The sequence below is a fragment of the Paraburkholderia sp. WC7.3g genome (assembly GCF_050436345.1).
Lineage (GTDB): Bacteria > Pseudomonadota > Gammaproteobacteria > Burkholderiales > Burkholderiaceae > Paraburkholderia > Paraburkholderia podalyriae.
Genome location: NZ_JBNDMA010000001.1, coordinates 631,029 through 652,011 on the forward strand (window position 1 = coordinate 631,029; position 20,983 = coordinate 652,011).

Annotated in this window: 15 protein-coding genes and 1 pseudogene; 6 read left to right on the forward strand and 10 right to left on the reverse strand. The window is 61.0% G+C overall.

Annotated elements, in window-relative coordinates; translation table 11 throughout:
• Positions 1-590: 590 nt before the first annotated feature.
• On the forward strand, positions 591-1,904 hold the full coding sequence (locus OKW43_RS02980) for an O-antigen ligase family protein (RefSeq protein ID WP_429445145.1): 1,314 nt from the start codon (positions 591-593) through the stop codon (positions 1,902-1,904).
• Here OKW43_RS02980 and OKW43_RS02985 read toward each other — a convergent pair.
• The 6 genes from OKW43_RS02985 to OKW43_RS03010 all read right to left on the reverse strand — a co-directional run bounded on the left by OKW43_RS02985 (position 1,880) and on the right by OKW43_RS03010 (position 10,523).
• A complete protein-coding gene (locus OKW43_RS02985; protein ID WP_429445147.1) occupies positions 1,880-3,070 on the reverse strand; it encodes a glycosyltransferase family 4 protein in 1,191 nt (396 codons plus the stop codon). The genes OKW43_RS02980 and OKW43_RS02985 overlap by 25 nt on opposite strands.
• 52 nt (positions 3,071-3,122) lie before the next feature.
• Positions 3,123-4,439: a lipopolysaccharide biosynthesis protein gene (locus tag OKW43_RS02990; protein ID WP_187633247.1), complete on the reverse strand. Its 1,317-nt coding sequence runs from the start codon at positions 4,437-4,439 to the stop codon at positions 3,123-3,125.
• A gap of 16 nt (positions 4,440-4,455) precedes the next feature.
• A complete protein-coding gene (locus OKW43_RS02995; protein ID WP_429445149.1) occupies positions 4,456-5,466 on the reverse strand; it encodes a glycosyltransferase family 2 protein in 1,011 nt (336 codons plus the stop codon).
• Positions 5,467-5,535: 69 nt separating this feature from the next.
• Entirely contained in the window at positions 5,536-7,005 is a 1,470-nt protein-coding gene (locus tag OKW43_RS03000) for a hypothetical protein (RefSeq protein ID WP_429445152.1), read from the reverse strand.
• Between the two features lie 18 nt (positions 7,006-7,023).
• Positions 7,024-8,139 carry a glycosyltransferase family 4 protein gene (locus OKW43_RS03005; RefSeq protein WP_429445154.1) on the reverse strand — a complete coding sequence of 372 codons (1,116 nt, stop codon included), beginning with the start codon at positions 8,137-8,139 and terminating at the stop codon, positions 7,024-7,026.
• 59 nt (positions 8,140-8,198) lie between these two features.
• Positions 8,199-10,523, reverse strand: a complete 2,325-nt coding sequence (locus tag OKW43_RS03010; protein WP_429445156.1) for a polysaccharide biosynthesis tyrosine autokinase — start codon at positions 10,521-10,523, stop codon at positions 8,199-8,201.
• Positions 10,524-11,336: 813 nt separating this feature from the next.
• On the opposite strand from OKW43_RS03010, the gene OKW43_RS03015 reads away from it, so the two are divergent.
• Both OKW43_RS03015 and OKW43_RS03020 read left to right on the forward strand, forming a co-directional pair.
• A complete protein-coding gene (locus OKW43_RS03015; RefSeq protein ID WP_187633252.1) occupies positions 11,337-12,269 on the forward strand; it encodes a helix-turn-helix domain-containing protein in 933 nt (310 codons plus the stop codon).
• A gap of 59 nt (positions 12,270-12,328) precedes the next feature.
• The gene (locus tag OKW43_RS03020; RefSeq protein ID WP_429445158.1) at positions 12,329-13,345 is read left to right on the forward strand and encodes an ATP-grasp fold amidoligase family protein; all 1,017 of its coding nucleotides are present in this window, start codon (positions 12,329-12,331) and stop codon (positions 13,343-13,345) included.
• Positions 13,346-13,394: 49 nt separating this feature from the next.
• Here OKW43_RS03020 and OKW43_RS03025 read toward each other — a convergent pair whose 3' ends face one another.
• The 4 genes from OKW43_RS03025 to OKW43_RS03040 all read right to left on the reverse strand — a co-directional run bounded on the left by OKW43_RS03025 (position 13,395) and on the right by OKW43_RS03040 (position 17,249).
• Positions 13,395-14,111: a substrate-binding domain-containing protein gene (locus OKW43_RS03025; protein ID WP_429445160.1), complete on the reverse strand. Its 717-nt coding sequence runs from the start codon at positions 14,109-14,111 to the stop codon at positions 13,395-13,397.
• Positions 14,112-14,116: 5 nt separating this feature from the next.
• A complete protein-coding gene (gene ligK, locus OKW43_RS03030) occupies positions 14,117-14,800 on the reverse strand; it encodes a 4-carboxy-4-hydroxy-2-oxoadipate aldolase/oxaloacetate decarboxylase (RefSeq protein WP_429445162.1) in 684 nt (227 codons plus the stop codon).
• Between the two features lie 2 nt (positions 14,801-14,802).
• On the reverse strand, positions 14,803-15,828 hold the full coding sequence (locus OKW43_RS03035; RefSeq protein ID WP_429445164.1) for an amidohydrolase family protein: 1,026 nt from the start codon (positions 15,826-15,828) through the stop codon (positions 14,803-14,805).
• A gap of 71 nt (positions 15,829-15,899) precedes the next feature.
• A complete protein-coding gene (locus OKW43_RS03040; protein WP_429447308.1) occupies positions 15,900-17,249 on the reverse strand; it encodes an MFS transporter in 1,350 nt (449 codons plus the stop codon).
• A gap of 959 nt (positions 17,250-18,208) precedes the next feature.
• Between OKW43_RS03040 and OKW43_RS03045 the strand changes: the two are divergent.
• From OKW43_RS03045 to OKW43_RS03055, 3 genes and pseudogenes are all read left to right on the forward strand, one after another.
• Positions 18,209-19,302 (forward strand): annotated as a pseudogene (locus OKW43_RS03045) (porin).
• Positions 19,303-19,594: 292 nt separating this feature from the next.
• Positions 19,595-20,176: a cytochrome b/b6 domain-containing protein gene (locus tag OKW43_RS03050; RefSeq protein ID WP_429445166.1), complete on the forward strand. Its 582-nt coding sequence runs from the start codon at positions 19,595-19,597 to the stop codon at positions 20,174-20,176.
• 3 nt (positions 20,177-20,179) lie between these two features.
• Positions 20,180-20,974, forward strand: coding sequence for a molybdopterin-dependent oxidoreductase (locus tag OKW43_RS03055; protein ID WP_429445168.1), 795 nt, complete (start codon positions 20,180-20,182; stop codon positions 20,972-20,974).
• The last annotated feature ends 9 nt before the right edge of the window (positions 20,975-20,983 follow it).

The window sequence follows — 20,983 nt, forward strand, 5'->3', positions numbered from 1 at the left end:
GACACCGTATAACGCGGTGTGCCGCGATCCACGCAAATGCTGTCTCATGCGATTTATCGACAGGGCGTCCGCATCGAACGGACCAAGACCAGCAGTTCAGTTCGCAGTGACAACATGCATGCGCCGACAGCGAATCCGGTTCGACCGGGAGGTACGGAAACTGACTGGCGGGATCGCAGTAGTCTGCTCGACAACGACGATCGGAAAACGATTGAAATCGAAAGAACGAGTGCGGCAAGACGTGCATCGAATCCTGTCGACGTCGTGCCCCGATGAATTCATCATAGTGAGGCCGCGTTGCGACGCGGCCCATCTGGCGCGAAGCGCGGAAGTTTTGGCGGCGCTCGCGGACTGCGTTTAGCAAGCTTGCGAACGAGCTTGCACTTGTATTGCAGTGGAAGCGCGCGATTGGAAATAACCGCTCACACGTGCTACCGTTTGATGAACGTGCCGCGGCATTCATGTCAAAGACAAACAATGGTGTGATGCTGCGCGGCCACACTGTGAGTTTTCCGCTTTTCCCAATCTCGCCATCGTCCAGCGCATGGGCACAACCCAACCGGCGCGCCATCCGCTATTCTGGAGTTGCAATGGCCTATCTCTCGCTACTCGCACTTTTCCTGACGGTCACGAACTTCGTGCCCATCAGTGCGATCGGCTTTGTTCCGCTGCTATTGCTCGCATGGCGCTTTTACGGCCGCAGTTACCCGGCGTTCATCACGCCGCTCACCGCTTTTTCGGCGCTCGCGATCGTCTCGACGCTGCTCTATGATCCGCAGTCGTTCGTCGACTTCGACTTCTATCGGCGCGATGGCAATTTTTTCATCTCCTATGCGCCCATTTTTGCCGGCTGCGTGTACGCCCATCGCTGGGATCTGAACAGGATCCTGCGCGCGTTGTTCATTTTCGCGGTCCTCGTCAATCTGCCGATGTACGCCTATTACATCGCCACGAACGGGCTGTTCAGCATCTTCGTGAACCCGGCCGACAGTTTCGGCAGCTACTTCATTGCCCGCAACGCGGCCGGCGGCTTTCTGGCGATGCTGTTCTGTCTCGGCGTAGCCTGCTACCTCCAAAAGCGCAGCAAACTGCTGATCGCGCTGCTCGTCTGCAATGTGCTGATGCTGTTTTCGACCTATAGCCGCGGCTCGCTGCTTGGCGCCGCGGCGGTTCTGCCCTATCTGTACTTTGGCCGCAAGCGCTGGATTCTGGGCTCGCTGATCGCCGCGCTGCTGGCCGCCTCGCTCGCCATCGCGATCTACCATACCGAGCCGAACGTCGACTACATGGGCTATACGTTCGCGTTTCACGCCAATGACGCCAAGGTCAACAACCTGAACATTCGCTACGAGTGGTTGTGGCCGCGAGCGCTCGCGTATTTCGAGCAAAGCCCGCTCGTCGGTCTCGGCTTCGGCTCCTTCGACGACCATATCGGCAGCCTCGCTTCGTACTTTCATCTGTTCGCGGTGCCGTCCGACATCGTGATCGAGCACAGCGACTCGCATGCTCACAACTCGTTCCTGAATATCCTGGCAGAGCTCGGCGCCCTCGGCTTGACGCTGATCCTCGCGTTCTTCTGGAGACTGATCGACTGGAGCAAGCAGGGGGCGGCGTATGCCGCGTTGGTCGCGGGGGGCCGGCAGTTCGCGGCGTTCCGCTTCGTTGAGATTTCGTCGGTTTGCCTGCTGGTGATGTCGGCAACCGAGCATCGGCTGGTCACGCCGTCGAATGTATTGATTCTTTCTCTGGTGATCTCGCTGCTGCTCGCCGCGCGTCCGCTAGCGGTCACCGCATTCCGGCCCGGTCCGCGCGGAGCGCGCAAGGCGGGCATCGCGGGTACGCGAGCTACACAACCCCCGCTCGTACCCCAGCGCCCGACTCACGGCGTAACGTCGGCAAGATGACGCTCTTCTGCCGGCAGCGACTGACTCGGCGCATAGGGAAGAAACTGTTCGACGCACGCATACGGAAGCCGGGCGTCGACGAAGCCCATCAGCGCGTTCTTGAAATTCTCCGACGAAAAACGCTCGGCATTCTTGCGGCACACGCGTGCGTCGAATAAGGCTACGTTGCTCTCGAACCGGCTAACGGCTTCGAGCAAGGACCCAGTGGTTTGCTCACCGAAGAAAACGCCGGTGGGTCGTTCTAGCGGCAATCCCACCACCGATTCAAGCGCGCCGCCGCGGCCGAAGGCGATCACCGGCGTGCCGCATGCCTGCGCTTCGACCACCGAAATGCCGAAGTCTTCTTCCGCCGCGAACACGAATGCGCGCGCGCGCCGCAAATGATCGACCAGCACATCGGAGGGCTGATGCCCGAGAATCTGTACGTTACCGCCGGCCGCCGATTTGATCTTCTTCATCTCGGGACCGTCGCCGATCACGACCAGTTTGCGCTCGGGCGTTTGCGAAAAGGCCTGAACGATCAGATCGATACGCTTATAAGGCACCATCCGCGACGCCGTCACGTAGAAATCCTCTTTCTCCGTACCAATGGACATATTCGCCAGATCGACCGGCGGATAGATCACGGTCGCTTCGCGCTGATAGGCCTTTTTTATGCGGCGCGCAATGAACTGAGAATTCGCGACGAGATGATCGACGCCGTTCGCGGAACGCGAATCCCAGCCTCGAATGTAATGAAGCAGCACCCGCGCCAAGACCGAGCGCAGACCTGTGTCCAGATGAGATTCGCGCAGGTACTGGTGTTGCAGATCCCACGCATAGCGGATCGGCGAATGAATGTAGCTGATATGCACCTGGTTCGGCCCGGTCAACACACCTTTGGCGACCGCGTGCGAACTCGAAATGACGAGATCGTAGCCGGACAGATCCACCTGCTCGATCGCGATCGGCATCAACGGCAGATAGGCGCGGTATCGTCTTCGCGCAAAGGGCATCTTCTGGATGAACGACGTGTTGACGGACTTCCCCTTCACGCAATCGCGGTCTTCGAGAAAATCGACAATCGAAAAGACGTCCGCGTCCGGAAAGCACTCGATGATGTTCTTCAATACTTTCTCGGCGCCGCCGGACACTACCAGCCAATCGTGAACAATAGCGACTTTCACTTCGACCTCCTGGTCACGAACCAACCAAACTTCCGCACACCCACGCGCTACTTCAGTCGTCCTTTGCGCCGCCCGCCTGCGTACGAAGCCCACACACCACCCGCACCCGCGCTAGTGCCCTCTCGGCGCCGGGCAACAGGCCGACCAGCTCGAGGTGAATCAATACGCTGAGCAGCGTCACCGACAACGCCGCTTCGCCGATCACCCGAGCAGACGCCATGCCAATCGCGCCGAAACGCGGCGCGAGAACCAGCGCCGACGCGAGATTGACCAGCGCCGCGGCGGCGCCGGCAATCGCGAGCACCCGGTCTTTCCTGCGCGGCACGAATACATAGAATGCGACCAGCTCATTGAAGGCCGCGAACGGGAACATCCATGCGAACACCTGCAATACATGCACACTCGGCTCGAACGCAGCGCCGAGGATCAGCGGCAACACGAAGGGCGAAAGCGTCAACGCGCCGCACAACACGAGTACGCCGTAGCCGATCAGCAACATGGCGCCGCGCCGCGTCGTGACATGCGCGCCTGCCTTGTCGCCCTGCGCGAGTTGCCGGGTTATCGTCGGAATAAAGACCTGCGCCGCGGGGGCCATCAGGCCCAGTCCGATCGTCGCGAAACGCTCAGCCGCGCCGAAATAGCCGACCTGCGCGGGCGTTGAGAACAAGGTCAGCAAATACGTCGACGATGCCGTCAACACGATCGAGCCAGACGAATAGCAGAACAGCATCGTCGAGTTGCGCACGAGCGGCACGACGCCGGAAAACCTGAGACGTGGCAAGCCGAGTTGCCATGTCGCCAATCCATACGAAACGATCGACGACGCGATAGCCGCGATCAGCGAACTCGCCAACACCCATACGGCGTCATCCGGTCCTTTGACGAGCGTCAGCACCAGCGCGAGACTCAGAGCGAAGCCGAACACTTCGATGATGATCGGCGTGCGAAAGTAATGCCGCCCCTGATATAGCCAGCCGAGATTCAGCGCCTGCACGATGCCGAGCAAGGTCGCGAGCAGGCCGATCAGCGGCTGCTCCGACAAGACCGGCGAGCTCCACGTCGCGACGATGCCGATGACCGCGCCGATCGCGGCGAGCACCAGGCGCGCGCTGACATGCAGCGAGTAAATCGCATTGCATTCCCGCGGCGACCGCGCTTTCGCCATCTCGCGCATGCCGACGAACGTGAAGCCGAAGCTGACGAGCATCCATATCACGTTCGACAGCGACATCGATGCGAGCACCCGCCCATACTCCGCCACACCCAGCACTCTTCCATAGAACGGCACGACAATGAGGAGGTACACATACCTCAACAGGTAGCCGCCGTACATAAATGCGATTACGTTTGCGCTCGCTCGTCTATCCATGCCGTCCCCCTTCGCCTCAGCGTCCTGCGACACGATGGCGCGCAAGCGGGTTCGCGATATAACGCACCGCGAAATCCGACAGCGGCGAGTAAGGCACGAGACATAGACTCGACAGTACGAGCGTGCCGAGCTTCTTCTTCAGGCTCCAGAACGGATTCGCGATGATCGTATGCAGATAGTTGCGCGAATCGAGCAGCATCCAATGCCAACGCCTGAAAAGCGTGGCGCGATAAACGGAAGAGCAGAACCTCGCTTTCTCGTGCGAGAAGTCGAGAAATGTCGCCGGTAGTTCGATGTCGAGCCGGACGTTGGCAATGTTGCGCAGGATGGCCCAGCGCATGTTGAACGCGCGCGGCGCTTTGGTCAGTTGTTCCGAGTTCGCGAACGACACGGATTCACTGCCCGCGTTATGCACCCGATAGCCGCCTAGCGACTTCGGCACGGTCGCGACAGGTCCAGTCAGCGCGACGCCATAGATTGCGTAAAAGTCCGCGCCATAGCGATTCACGCCCTCTTCGGGGACCGGGAAGATCTGCTTGAGCGCACTCACCCGGTAAGCATTGCCGGAGGCGGGCGGCGACGGATAAAGCCAACCGCGGCGCAACAGCCTGCCGCAGTCGTGTGGCGGCTCGCTATGCGGCACGTAGGCCCCCGTCAATGCACCTTCGTGGTCCATCACGTCGAGCCGGAATTGCACCTTGGCCCACTCGCCGTCCTCGAAAAAGCGCATCACTTCGGTGACCGCGGAGGGGTACAGCACGTCGTCGGAATCGAGAAAGATCACATACCCGGTGGTGAGCGACGCGATTGCGCAGTTGTAGGCGGATACCTGTCCGCCATTCTTCTTGCACAGCGGCAGCACGCGATCGCCATAGCTTGCGATGATTTCGCGTGAAGCGTCGGTCGAGCCATCGTCGACGACGATCACCGTGGTTGCCGGATAGTCCTGCGCGAGCGCCGAGTCGATCGCCGCGGCCAGATAGCGCTCGTAGTTGTAATTGCAAATCGCAATGGTGACCTGTTTCATGATGTGTCAACGCTATCCATCAGGTTCGATCCGCCGGCTCCCGGCGGCCGTCAAGCTCGCGAAATATCGCTATGCCACTCCCTGCGTCACACGACGTACCACCAGATAAGCCAGATGTTTGGGCGGATTGTTACCTGCGCCGTTCACCTGGTCGGGTACCTTGAATCGCACGTTCATCAAATCGTTGTCCCAATTCAATACAACATTGCCCGATGTGCTCGCCTCGCCGCTCAGCGCGTCGATGAAATCGGCCTGTACCGCGCGCGCGCGCAGCGCTTGCAGCCCGCCGATGGAAATGTTCTGCCAGCCCGCGCTGCTGCTCACCTGCATCACGAGGTCGCTGTCGGAAAGCAAGGAATTCGCAGCAACCCCCGGAGCGCACTGCAGCGGCTTCGAAAAACTCGCCAGATGCCCACCCGCGGTTTGATGCAACACGATCAAGCTTCGACCGGAAACGTTGTAGGTTCGTTCAGGCGGACCGGGATGCGTGAGGCGAAACGGTTCATAGCCGTCCCAGTGATAGATCATCGACACGTACTTGTCCGGATCGTCCCAATTCCTGCCGAGCGCCCACACCGCGAAATCGAAGAAATAGCGCGGCAAATAGTGCGGGTCTTTGATGTACTCGTTGCCAATCTCCGTTTGCCAGATGCCGCGCGCGGGACCGTTCTTCACGTATTGCTGATACAGCGATTCCATATCGGCGACCGGCAGATAATGCGTGTCGATGTAGTCGACCCAGTCGAGCATGCGCTCTTTCAATATGGGGCTGCGGTATTCGAGCCAGCGGCGGAAGTTGTCGAGTCCGCCCTGATCCGGCCAGCCGCCATAGACCACATACGAGCGATAACTGCGAATGATGCGTGCCGCCGGAATATGAACGCGCTCGACGTAATCCTGCATCGCGCGTTCGTACGGTTTCGAGCGCTTTTCGTCCTTGCTGAACTCCGGGCCGTGCCAGAACACGGACTGCGGCAAGCCGCCGGACAACTTGCCGGCCGCCTCGTTCCAGATCTGGAAATAGCGCAGGTTATAAGGCGGCGCAGAATACTTGCGGACCACCGCGTCGACATACCGCTTCCACGCGCCCACATCGACCGGTGCCGAATTGCTGTCGCCCGGCACACTCGCATTCCATCTCGGCGTAAAGCCGAGCAGCAGCAGCGAACCGATTCCATTGCGTTCGTTTCGCAACAGTGCCGGCGGCAGATCGCCATTGAACGCCGAGCCCGTTTTGTCGATGCGCATCGCCTCGCCGGGCCCATGAGGCTGACCGGGGCCGACCGTGTCGCGCCCCCAACTGATGCCCATCGCTCGCCACATCTCGATGTCAGCGGCCGATCCGGCCCAGCCGTTCGCGCCGATCAGATCGGTGATCATGCGGGCGCGCGCGTTGGCGGGCGCTGCGTCCCGTACCAATGCGACAGCGGGCCTGAGATTCGACAACGGCCCGGCCGCACCCGCCGCCAACGCGGCGAGTGTGCGCAATGCACGTCTTCTGCCAGCACGGGTCTTCATGCGATCCATGTTCGTACTCATGTTCGTGCTCACCCATCGCTAGCTCGTCGACGCGCGCGGCGTCAGTTCGGACAGCCGTTCGCCGGTCTTGACATCGAGGATGTCGAGCACCGTTTGCGCCGCGCGCTCCCAGCGAAACTCGCGCGCATGCAGCAGCCCCGCGTTGCGGTAACGTTGACGAAGATCGGCGTCGCTCATCATCTGCGCGATCCTTGCGGCGATGTCGTCCGCAGACGTCGCGTCGCAGTACATCGCGGCGTCTCCGCAGGCTTCCGGTATCGACGTGCGCGCGGACGCGATCACCGGACAGCCGCAATACATCGCTTCCAGAGGCGGCAAGCCGAAGCCTTCGTACAACGACGGAAACACGAGGCATCCAGCGTTCTCGTACAGCCCCTTCAGCTCCGCGTCCGACACGAATCCGGCCCACACCACCTGCCGCGAATGCACCGGATGCTCGACGCCTGCACTGCTGAAGATGCGCGGATACTGTTTTCCCACAATGACGAATTTGACGTCGCTCAGATGCCCGAGCCGCACGATCGCATCGAGCACGCCGCGCAGATTCTTGCGCGGGTCGAGACTGCCGACGACCACGCAATAAGCGTCCCTGTTCAATTCGAGCCGTTGCAACACCGAGGGGTCGGCAACGATACGGTCGAGATGATCTGCGCCGGGTGCCACCACTTTCACACGCGATTCGTCGATCTTCAGATGATGGCAGATACGCATTTTCGAAAACGTCGACACCGTAAGAACGATCGGACGCGTGCGGGGCAATAGAGCGAAACAGATGCGATACCAGAGCCGGAATTTCCTCGAGAAGCCTTGCGGCACGTCAAAGATGGCCATGTCGTGAACCATCACGACCTGATGGTGCTTGAACAGTGGATTCGTATTGCACAAACTCAGCAGTGTGACGCCGCGTGCGGCGATCGGCAGCGTGATCTGCTCCCACAACGTGCCGCGCAGCCACGGAAAGCGCCGTTGCCGCTTGAGCAATGCGCCCGGCTCGATCGTATTTTGCGGCACGAACACCTCGGGTTCGTCACCCGGTGCGGCGCGCATCTGCATGGCCCTCGTCAGCTCATACGCAACGCGTTGAACCCCCGTGACGGGCTGCGAAGTAAACTTTCCGTTGATTGCAAAGGCCATCTGATTCTCCGTTTTACGCCATCGCGAACCCGCGTTACCGCGTTGATGTTCCCCCACGCTCAGGCGCGTCGCGGCGCTTGCTGCTCGACGTCGTTGTTGCCAAAATCGCTGGCATAGTTCGTTTCGTAGCCATAGTTCTTGGTGCTTCGACGCAGCGGAATGCCGTTGAACACCGCGCCCGCAATGCGCCCTTCCGCGCGCTCCACCTTTCTGAGCGTGTCGGCGATCTCCTCCTCGCTTTGCATGCCCGAGCGCAACACGAGCAAGGACGCGCCCGCCTCGTTCGCGACGATCGATGCGTCGGTCACCGCGAGGAAAGGCGGCGTATCGATGATCACCAGATCGAACTGGGTCGACAGCCGCTCCAGTACATCCTTCAGGCGCGGCCTCATCAACAGCGCGGCGGGGTTCTCCGGGCGCACGCCGCACGACAGGAACGTCAATCCGTCGATAGGAGTCGCGCGCAACGCATTGCGTAGCGGCAAGCGTTCCGACAGCACTTCCGAAAGACCGCCACGATTGCTCTCGTTGAATAGCGAGGCGAGATGACCGCGCCGCATATCGGCATCGATCAGTACCACGCGCGAACCGATTTCCGCGTGCAGGATCGCCAGATTCGCGGCGACGAAGCTCTTGCCGGCGGACGGCGTGGGCCCGATGATCATCACGATGTTGTTGCGCGCGTGCGCGAGATCGCGCGTGAGGGCGGTCCGTACGCTGCGCAGCGCTTCGACCGACGTGTCGTGCGGAAAGCGCGCGGCGAGAATCCTGCTCTGCCCGCCGGCATCGAGCTGAATGTCGTGCAGACTTTTCGGCACCGGTGGATGGGCACGCCCGGCCATTGACGGCAGCGATTTGCGCCCCGCTGTCGTCGCATCCCGATCGAGCAGCAGTTGCTGATGGCTGAACAGAATCTCGCCAAACATCGGCACGCTCAACTCACGCTCGACGTAGCGCGGATCCGTCACGCCGATCATCACGTGGCGGCGCATGAAGACCAACATGACACCGGACACGATACCGAGTACCAGGCCACCGCCGAGCACGAGAATCGGCTGCGGCCTGACCGGCATATGCGGTCTCATCGCCTGGTCGAGAATGTGCGCGCCACCCGTCGTGCTGGCGCGGCGCACCTGCAATTGCTCGGCTTTCTGCACCATGCCGAGATAAACCGTTTCCGCAACCTTCTGCGCACGGATCAGATCGACGCTCGCGCGCTCCGACGCCGGCATGCCGTTGAAATGGTCGGAGAATTTCGCTTTCGCTTCTTTCAACTGCGTCAGTTGCTCGTCGACGTTCTGCACCCAGCGGCTCTGTTCGGTGTAGCGCTCGAGCAATTGCGTGCGCTGCAATTGCAGCGCCGCGATCTGCTTGTCGAGATCCAGACCGCCCTGCAAATAGGCTTGCGCCTCGTTGGTCGGCTGCATCGATTGCGCGTTCGAGCGGAAGTTCTTCAGCGCTTCCTCGGCTTTTCGCAGATCGCCGAGTAGGCGCGGAAGCTCACCGTTAATGAACGCGAGCGTCTGCGTGTCGTTCGATTGCCGGCTCGCCACCGCGTATGCGAGGTATTGCTCTCCCAATGCATTGGCGACGGCCGCGGCTTTGTCCGGACTCTTGTCGCGGTACTGTATCTGCAGCAGCCCCGAGTCCTTCACCTTGTCGCCGATCTTGACGAGACCCGTGAAGCGCTTGATGGCATCCAGTTCGTTCCAGCGGATCACTTCGAACTTCGTGCCCGGCCGCGCGTCGAGTTCCTTCACGAGCATCGACACGCCGTTCTGCTTGACCGGCATGCCGACCACGCCTGTCGCCAGCAACTCGCCGGACGGGGCGTGCAATTCGTAGGCGCCGTGCTCGAGCGCGGTCAAGGTCAGCTTCTCCTCCTCGAGTTCGCGCGGTACGTCGAGCGCGGCGATCTGCACACGCTCGCCGCCCCATGCATACGATTTCAGCCCGAGCCACGGCGCAGAAGGCTGTCCTGGCGTAGCGAATTTTTCGGCAATGTCGCCGAGCACCGGAAGCTTGTGCGGCTTCACCGAAATGTCGAAACGGAACTGGTCGATGACCGGCTGCAAAACCGACCGGCTTTCCATGACCGCCATTTCGGTGACAGACGACGGCGCCGGCGGCGGCATCAGTTCCTGGTTTTGCAACGCGAGTCCGAGCGCGTTCGGTTCAGGCGGGTCCACGCGGACGATTACGTCGGCAGAATAGATAGGTGTGGCAATCATAAGATACGCGACAGCGAGCGTGAGGACGACGACCGTCGTCACCACGATCTCCCAGATGTGGTCGCGCATTAACGTGAGCATCCCGCTGGCAGTCAGCTGTCTGCGCTCGGTATCAACAGCGGGATAGAGCGAGTTTTGCGGATAGTAATCCACCGGTCTGATCCTTGCAGGTTGATGAAACAAAACGATCGGAGATCGCCTTGCGTCGCCACGTCGTCGCCGTTTATGCCGCCGGCCGGATAGGCCCTCGATTGGCTGGCAGCACGGCGAAGCGACGTGCTGTGTCGGGTTAGGTCGGGGAGCCGTGTTCGGGGACCTCTCGAACCACGGAAGGCTACACACCTATTGCTTATCCACCGCGGCATTGCCGATTGTTCTTCTCACGAATCAGGGAACGCGAAGCCCGCCATTCACGTAATCCGCGATTGACAATTTCTCTCTCGATGTTGCGGTGAAGCATAGTCCGCAAAGGATCAAGGCATTCGCCGGCGGCCCAAAGTAAGGTGCTATTGGCCGATAACGCGGAGCCTTTTACAAATGAAACAGAAGCCAGAAAGGCTTGTTGCGATCTGCAATTGCTGTAACAGAGTTATACGGCAAGCACCGTTCATCGCGACAGAACGCGAATTGCACGGTCTATGTGCGAGAAATGACGCCGTTATCCCGCTAATCGCGCCGAAACCATGCCACTCGGCGCATTCCGTTGATCCCGGTTGATTTCGCTTGCAAGAATCGCGCTAATCGATCGGGAAAAAAATGCCGCGCAACGTTAATTGGTAGCACGCATTTCAGCGAATAGCGAGGTAATAATTTCTGCGATCCTGTCGATTACGCCAAAACACCCACGCATGCCGGCCAAGCTCGTCTCGCCCAATTCGATGCGCTAATCTCAATGCGTAGATTTTCCTGACTGGAGAAGCTCGCGTGATGAAGCACATTGGTCTATTCGTCTTTCAGGATTGTTCGATGGCAAGTACCGGCGCGATCGGCGACGCGTTCCGGCTTGCCAATGAGTGCAAGAGAACGGCTGGCGAAGAGGCGCCATACCGGTTTACCGTGGTATCCGACGGCGGCGGTCTCGTGACCAGTTCCTCTGGCATATCGATCTGGACGCAAGGACTCGAACGGTACTGTCTCGCCGATTTCCACGCGTTCTTCGTCGCGTGCCGCGACGTCACCGAAGTCGCGGAATCCAACGACCGCTTTCTATCGTGGATCTCGCTGCAAGGATCGATCGCATCGTTCGGCATGCAACAGGGCGCCAATCTGGCGGTCGTCTGCAACGATCCGCTGCAATCGATCGTGCCGATCTTTCTGTTCGATGACAGCGGTGACGCCGCGCGCACGCAAAGCAATGTGACGCCGACCGATCTTGCGCTTGCGCAGATCGAACGCGACATCAATACCGATACCGCCCGCAAGATCGGCCGCGTCCTGCAAACCGGCTACGCCGAGAAAAGCCGCTCGGAGTTCGACGACGTCAACATCACGACGACGACGGAGAAGATTCGCGAATCGGCGCGCTGGATAAAGGAGAACTACAGCAAGGCAATTTCGGTTGCGCAGGCCGCCGAATCGGTTGCAATGAGCAAGCGCAACTTCCAGCGCCGCTTTAAATGCGAGTTCGGCATGACGCCGCTCGAATATCTGCTGCGCACACGCTTCGAGATCGTTCGCTCGATGCTGAAGAACACCGATTTGCCGGTCGACAAGATCGCGCGCCGCTGCGGAATGGGCGACGGCAATCGGCTCGGGCGGCTATTCAAGGAGCGCTATGGCATGTCGCCGACGCAATTCCGCGCGCAACAGCATGTCGATGCGGAGGACCGCTGGCTGACGCCGGAGGAAAGCTGGAGCGCCGCGACCGAGATGTTGCGGCAGGCACCGCTGACACTTTGATTTCAATTCCCTGTTACTCCGAGGACGATTCGTCGACTCGACCGCAAAGGGATTAGAACATGACAATCATCAAATCGGCCCGGCTAGCCGCGGACGACGGGGCCGTCGCGCCGGAAAACATGGCCTCCCTACCGACCGGCGACGACGCCTTGTCCTCGCCCGGCGAGCGGCCGGGGCTGCACGCCGGTGCGCATGCCTCGCACGGGGAATCGCCGTCGACCGTGAGAAAGGTCAAGGAAGCGGCGAAAACGCTGTTGCCGGACGCCCTTTTCCTAAGCCTGTTACATCACAAATGCATTGGCCGCTATCCGAACCTGATTCGTCCAGTGACGTTCAACGAGAAGATCCTGCAGCGCAATCTTCACCCGGATCCGCGGTATATCGCGCTGACCGACAAGCTGCTGGTGCGCGAATATGTTGCCCGGAAGATCGGCGACCAGCATTTGATACCGCTGATCGCGGCGCCCGATGCGTTCACGCCCGAAGTGTTCGACGCGCTCCCCGATGCTTTCGTGATGAAAGCCAATCACGGCAGCAGCTACGTCGAACTGGTGAGAAGCAAATCGGAGACCTCGTTCGAGAAGCTGAAGAAGCTCGCCGACCAATGGCTGCGCGCCGAATTCTATTACGTCGGGCGCGAGCGGCACTATCGGAAGATCAAGCCACGCATTTTCTTCGAGCAACTGCTGCTCGATCAGCGCGGCCAGATTCCGGCCGATTTCAAGCTGCACTGCTTCGGCGGGCGGCCCGGGCGGCCGATCATCTATATCCTCGTGATCTCGGATCGATTCGGTAACGCGACGCACGGCGACGTGTACGACATCGACTGGAATCATCTCGACATCGCAATCGGCGACTACAAGCGCAGCGCGGCGCCCGCTCCGCGCCCGCCGCATCTGCAGGCCGTGCTCGATGTCGCGGCCCGTCTGTGCGAAGACTTCGACTACGTACGCGTCGACCTGTATGCGCCGGATAATCTCGTTTATTTCGGCGAACTGACGTTTACGCCCGGCGCGGGCGTGCTGCCCTTCACGCCGGACAGTATCGATTACGAGTGGGGCAAGCTGTTGGCCTGAACGCGCTTTCATGCTTAGATCGGTCCACCGCGGCGAGCGCGGCCGGCGATCAAGCCGGCGACATGCCGTTTTGCAGCTTCGCGCCGTCGGCCTCGCGTGATGCCAGAAACGCCAGCAGCGCCTGCGCCGCTTCGCGCTGGCGCGCCGCCGTGCAGATCGCGGCGGTGAAGCTCGTCGTGGACTGGACGGCGGCCGGAAGCTCGCCGAGCACGTCGACGCCCGGTACGTGAATCAATTCGCTCATCTGCTGAAGGCCAAGCGCGACTTCTCCACGCGCGACGAGCGTGCCGACCGGCACTCCGGGCGGCGCCTTCACGAGGCGCGACGCAATTTGCCGGGCAATGCCCCAGCGTTCGAACAGCTTCTGCAGATACGTGCCGCTCGGCCCCGTCGAGTAACCGATGCTGCGCGCACCGAGAATCGCGTCTCGCAGCGCCGCTTCGGTCGCGATGTCCGGGCGCGGTTCTCCGGCCGCGACCGCGACCGCGATGCCCGAGCGCGCCAGCCCGACGCGGCTCGTCGCATCGACGCGGCCTGCCGCCACGAGCCGCTCGATCGCGCCCGTGGCGAGCACGACGACATCGAATACTTCGTCATCCTCGACACGGCGCGCCGCGTCGACGCCGCCAACCGATTCGATCGCGACGCCCTGCCCCGTGCGCCGCGCGTATGACGCGGCGAGTTCGGCCAGCACGTGGCGCGTGGCCATCGACGAAATGCCGGTGATCGGCGCGCGCGTGGCTTGATCGTTGATTACTGGTACCACGCCTGTCAGTCCTTGTAATGCAGTCCGGCCTGTTCGAGCGGCCCGCGCATGTTGTACATGTCGAGACCGAGCACGCCCGAGGCGAGTTTCGCGCGTTTAGCGGCTTCGTTGGCCTCGCGCGCCGCGGCCTTGTCGAGCACCGCCTGCGCGGCGGCCGCCGGCACCACGGCCACGCCATCGTCATCGGCGACGACGACGTCGCCCGGCGCAACGAGTGCGCCCGCGCACACGACCGGAATGTTCACCGAGCCGAGCGTCGCCTTGACCGTGCCTTTCGCGGAAATGGCCTTGCTCCAGACCGGGAAGTTCATTTCGGTTAGCACGCTGACGTCGCGCACGCCGGCGTCGATGATCAACGCATGCGCGCCGCGCGCCTTGAAGCTGGTTGCGAGCAGATCGCCGAAGTAGCCGTCAGTGCTCTCCGCGGTGACGCCCGCGACCACGACGTCGCCCGGCCGGATCTGTTCGGCCGCGACGTGCAGCATCCAGTTGTCGCCCGGTTGCAGCAGCACCGTGACGGCCGTGCCGCTCGCGCGCGCGCCGGTATAGATCGGACGCATATACGGTTTGAGCAGGCCCGTGCGGCCCATGGCTTCATGCACGGTGGCCGAACCGAGCACGCCGAGTTTCGCGGCAACGTCCGCATCCGCGCGCTGGACGTTGCGATAGACGACTCCGATTTCATACATGATTACAGCCCCTTCGTTTTCAACAAGGCATCGAGACGCGGATAAACCCGCCGCGCGTTCCCTTCGTAGATCTTGTGACGCTCTTCTACGTCGACGTGCGCCGCTTCGATATAACGCTTGGTGTCGTCGAAATAGTGACCGGTTTCCGGATCGATGCCGCGCACCGCGCCGATCATCTCACTCGCGAACAGGATGTTGTCCACCGGGATCACGCGGGTGAGCAGATCGATACCCGGCTGATGATAGACACAGGTGTCGAAAAACACGTTGTTCAGCAGGTGATCCTTCAGCAACGGCTTTTTCAGTTCCTGCGCGAGGCCCCGGAAACGACCCCAGTGATACGGCACCGCGCCGCCGCCGTGCGGAATCACGAAACGCAGCGTCGGGAAATCGCGGAACAGGTCCGAACTCAGGCATTGCATGAACGCGGTGGTATCCGCATTCAGGTAGTGCGAACCCGTGGTGTGAAAGCAGGCATTGCAACTCGTGCTCACGTGAATCATCGCGGGAAGGTCGTACTCGACCATCTTCTCGTAGATCGGGTACCAGTAGCGCTCAGACAGCGGCGGGCTGGTCCAGTGGCCCCCCGAAGGATCGGGATTCAGATTGATCGCGACGTTGCCGTACTGTTCGACGCATTTGACGAGTTCGGGAATGCAGGTGGCCGCATCGACACCCGGACTTTGCGGCAGCATCGCGGCCGGCACGAAGTTCTTGGGAAATAGCTGGCTCACGCGATAGCACAGATCGTTGCAGATCGCGGCCCACGTGCTCGAGATTTCGAAGTCGCCGATGTGGTGCGCCATAAAGCTCGCGCGCGGACTGAAAATCGTCAGATCGAGACCGCGCTCGCGCATCAGTTTCAGCTGGTTGCTTTCGATCGACTCGCGCAGCTCGTCGTCGCTGATCTGCAATTCCGACACCTTCGGCATCCCGGACGGATTCCTGATGCCTGCGATCTGGCGGTTACGCCACGTCTCCAACGCTTTGGGCGCGGTGGTGTAGTGGCCGTGAATGTCGATGATCACCGTGATTCCTCAGTAGATGAATTTGACCAGCGGCGCGCGCCAAACGCTCGCGCGCCGCGTTCCTGCCTGCATCAATGCGCCGTATTCGGCTGGGCCACCACTTCGCCGCCGCCCACACGCTGGCTCGCCAGGATGGCGATGGCGGCCAGTGTGGCGGGAATCGCGAGCATCGCCAGGATCGCGCCGAACTGCCAGCCGAGGCCGAGCAGCGCGCCACCGATCGCCGAGCCGAAGATGCTGCCGAAGCGGCCCATGCCGAGCATCCAGCTCACACCGGTCGCGCGCGCAACGGTCGGGTAACGGCCGGGCGCAAATGCGTTCAGGCCGGTTTGCGCGCCGCTCATGCAGAAGCCCGCGGCAAACACGAGCAGGGCGAGCGACGAAGACAGCGCGCCGATGTAGCCGAGCCCGAGCACGCACAGTGCCCCGCCGATATACGCGGCGCTGATGACCGGCGCCGGACGCGTCTTGTCCATGATCCAGCCGACGAGGATCGCGCCGATCGTACCGCCGATCTGGAACATCGCCGTGACGTTGGCCGCGGTCGTGACGGACAGGCCCGCATCCTTCATCAGCGTCGGCAGCCAGCCGGTCAGCAGATAGATCACGAGCAGGCCCATGAAATACGTGACCCATAGCGCGATCGTCATCGAGCCATAACCTTGCGAGAACAGCACGCCAATAGGCTTGCGAGTCGGCAGCGGCGGTTCGTTCGACACGAACACTTCATTGCCGGTGAAGTGCACGCCGCACACCCGGCCGAGCACCTTGCCGATGCGCTGCACAGGCGCACCGCGCACCGCGAGCAGACGGGCCGACTCAGGCAGCAGCCAGATCTGGAACGGGATCAGCACGAGCGGCAGCGCGCCGCCGAAAATCAGCACCGAGCGCCAGTCATGAACCGGAATCAGCCAGCCGGCTGCGAAACCGATCAATGCCGAGCCGAGATTGAAGCCCGTAAACATCACGGTGATCAGCAACGCGCGCTTGCGTTGCGGCGCGTACTCGGACAGCAGCGTCGTCGAGTTCGGCATTGCGGCACCCAGGCCGATACCGCTCAACAGACGCAGCGCCGCCATCGAAAACGGCGATTGCGTGAACGCAGTTGCGATCGTGAACACGCCGAACACAAACACCGACGTAATCAACACCCACTTGCGGCCGATGCGATCCGACGCCGGACCCGCGAACAATGCGCCGATCACGAGACCGATCGGCGCCGCGCTCATCACGAGCCCGAATTCAGGGCGCGAAATCGCCCATTCATGAATGATGGACGGCGCGACGAAACCCATGATCGCGACGTCCATTCCGTCGGCGGTTACGATCAGAAAGCACAGCGCTACCAATAGCCACTGGTAGCGCGAAATAGGCCGTTCGTCGATGAACGCCTTGATATCAATCCGGTTACCGCTGGTAATACTCGTCATCGAAACTCTCCTGTCTCCTTCATTGGTCTCATCGCGTGCCCGAAGCGGGTTGCTTCGCAAACTACGTCGATCCCGTAACCATCGTGGCGATGGGTCCTTACACGCCTTACTCAAGTAACTGGCGTGAAGGTACGTTTCGTCTTTCGCGGGCCAAAGCGCGGGTTAACCATGTGATCGAAGCGAGTATCCGCATTTTCACCGTTCCGCATAGCGCCGGCGAAGCGGGGCCGATTCGCGCAAAGCCCCGTCGGACAAGCGCTCAGGTCAGACCGCAGGCCCTTGGCAGCGGGCTCGCCGAGTGCGACTTTGTGCACACCCTGATAAACACAACAGATGACTCGGGAACGAACTCGCATAACCGGTGTACCTGGCGACCGCCGGGTACGGATAGACCGGACGCGACGCCGTCACGTTGCTCGACGAATCGGTCTGATACGCCATCACGGAAGTCGGCACCTTGGCTTCTTCGGCGGCTCTCCGATACGCCGGCTCGTCCATCCAGATTACGCTCGGCACCATCGACATCTTGTGCGACTGCACGCCATAACTTTTTTAGATGCGAAAAGAAACAAATTGAAATGCATTGGGCCGCGATGAGTCGCGCTGAGATTTTCGAGTACTTCTTCGATCCCTATTGATCCGACTCGAACATAAAACTTTTATCTTTCAATGAACTACGATGCATACCAGGAAATGATGTGATCAGCGCGCCGCCGTTCGAGTTCGCATAAACCCCGCGATGTCAAACAGCCTGCTGTTCAATCAGTTGCGCTTTTCGGACCGGCCGCGCCACTTCCTCATCAACATCGCGCCGACTATATTGAGCCTCGTTCACCGGTGCTCGACTTGTTTTGCACCACGAAGACCAACCGAGATTTTCGTGATCCGCCAACACGGCACAGCTATACGGCTTCGTTTGGCAAAGCTAAATATAAAAGGAGATCATTTCGATGAAGAAGACGCAGATCGCGCTCGCCGTTCTCGCGCGTACCTCGATGTCGACGGCAGCGCATGCGCAAAGCAGCGTCACCCTCTTCGGCCTCATGGATACCGGGGCGACGTATGTGAGCAACCAGGGGGCAAAAGCAACATCAAGATGGATGACGGCGTCAACGGCCCGAACCTGTGGGGCATCAGAGGTTCGGAAGATCTCGGCGGTGGCACCAAGGCCATCTTCGAGCTCGTGAACCAGTACCAGTTGAACAACGGGCAATTCATGCCTAATTCGAGCTTGTTCAGGCGTCTTTCGTACATGGGGCTCGTCAACGATCGCCTCGGCCAGTTCACGCTCGGTAACCAGTACGACTTCATGACGGACTCGCTGTTCGCCAGCGGTAACGATCCCGCCAACGTTTCCGGCCACTTCTACGCATTCCGCGCGGGTCCGTTCCAGAAACTCGCTCTGCCGCAGAATCCGACCGGCGCCTTCGACTGGGACCGCATAACCGGCGTCAGTCTCAATGACTCCGTCAAATATCAGTCGCCAGTGTTCGGCGGGTTCAGCGCGGGCGCGATGTATGGCTTCGGCAACGTATCGGGCTCCATCGGCGCGGGCAATGCGACCAGCTTCGCGCTCAACTATGCGGCGAATTCTTTCTGCGCCAACGCCGCCTATACGAATGTGAAGTACTACACCGCGGGCTCGCCGCAGGTCAGCGTGCGTAACAGGGGTCTCGGCGTGCACTACCGGTTCGGCGCGTGGTTCACCAACGCGCTGTTCACGACCGTGCACAACTCGGCGAATGGCTGCTCGGTCTATGAAGGCTCGGTCGGTGCGCAGTACCGGTTCACACCGGCACTCACCACGGGCGCGTCGTATATGTACATGAAGGGCAATTCGGTCGTCGACAATCATCACGCTCACCAGGTCGCGGCGATCGTCGACTACTCGCTGTCGACGCGCACGAGCGTCTATGTGATGGGCCTGTATCAGCGCGCAAGCTCGGGTGGCCTGGCGCAGATCAACGGCACGAACAGCGCGAACGGCTCGTCGAGCGGCCAGACGCAGGCAGTCGCACGCGTCGGCTTGCATACGCACTTCTGATTCAACAAGTATTCGTGAATGGCCTGAAGGGCGAAGCCGCCACTCAGGTCATTTTTATTTTGCGGCGGCATAACGCGCCCCATCGCCCGGTGAAACCATCGAACCCTCTGCGCTGCAACCTTCGAGCCAGCGTCTGCCCGTCGTCAGGAATGTCGCATGCTGCGTTTCCCAAGCGGCGGGACGGCGTTCCTGTGCGGTGTGAATCCGTACCGACGCCGACGGCGTCCGCGTTGACGGCTCCCGCGGCACCGGAATGATCGTCAACAAGCATGGAGCGGTCTTGAGGCGCAACATGGTTCAACCCGGATGGGTGCGAATTACGCACTGGATCAATGCCGTCGCGGTCGTGCTGATGGTAATGAGCGGCTGGCAGATTTACGACGCGTCGCCGATCTTTCCCGCAATTGAGTTTCCACCTTCGATCACGCTTGGCGGCTGGCTCGCCGGAGCGCTGCAATGGCATTTCGCGATGATGTGGCTGCTGGTCGCCAATTTCATCGTCTATCTGGCGCTGAATCTGGCGTCCGGACGCTTTCGACGCAAGCTGCTGCCGGTCCGGCCGAAACAGCTGGCCGCCGATCTGCTCGCTGCGCTGCGCGGGCGCCTGAAACACGACGACCTCGCGCACTACAACTCGGTGCAAAAGTTTGCCTATCTCGTCGTGATCGCGGACATCCTGCTGATCGTGTTGTCGGGGCTCGCCATTTGGAAGTCGGTGCAGTTCCCGCTGCTGCGCACGCTGATGGGCGGATATGACAACGCGCGCGTGGTGCACTTCATGTGTATGAGCGTACTGGTGGTGTTTTTCCTCATTCACGTTGCGATGGTTGCGCTCGTGCCGCGCTCACTGCTGCTGATGCTACGCGGACGGTAGATCATGACGATCCGAAAACGAACCCCGCAACAAGGCACCTTCCTCGCGACGCATGGCGAATCGATCATTCGCGATGCTCAGCGCGAACTCAAATCGCCTGCGCGCCGGCTGTTCGGCCGGCGGCTGCTGACGTTAGGCGGCATCGCGCTGCTGTCCGGTTGCGATCTGACCGACGACAAGGCGGTGAACACCGCGCTGCGCCGCATCTCGTTCTTCAACGACGACGTGCAGGCACTGCTGTTCGATCCGAACAAGCTGGCACCCACGTATCCGGCATCGATGATCACACGGCCGTTTCCGTTCAATGCGTTCTATGGCGTCGACGAGGTGCCCGAGATCGATGCCGCGACCTACCGTCTGCAGGTCAGCGGCCTCGCGCACGGCAAGCGTACGTGGGCGCTCGACGAACTGCGCGCGCTGCCGCAGGAAAGCCAGATCACGCGTCTTATCTGTGTCGAAGGATGGAGCGCGATCGGTCGCTGGGGCGGCGTGCGCTTTTCTGATTTCCTGCGCCGCGCGGGTGCGGACACGAGTGCAAAGTACGTGTCGCTTCATTGCGCGGACTACAACTACTGGACGAGCATCGACATGCCGACGGCGCTCCACCCGCAGACGCTGCTCACGCTGACTTACGACGGCGACGTGCTGCCGCCGAAATATGGCTTCCCGATAAGGCTGCGCGTGCCGACCAAGCTCGGCTTCAAGAATCCCAAGCATGTCGTCGCTATCGAGATCACGAACCAGTATCCGGGCGGCTATTGGGAGAACCAGGGCTACAACTGGTTCAGCGGCTCGTGACGCAATGAG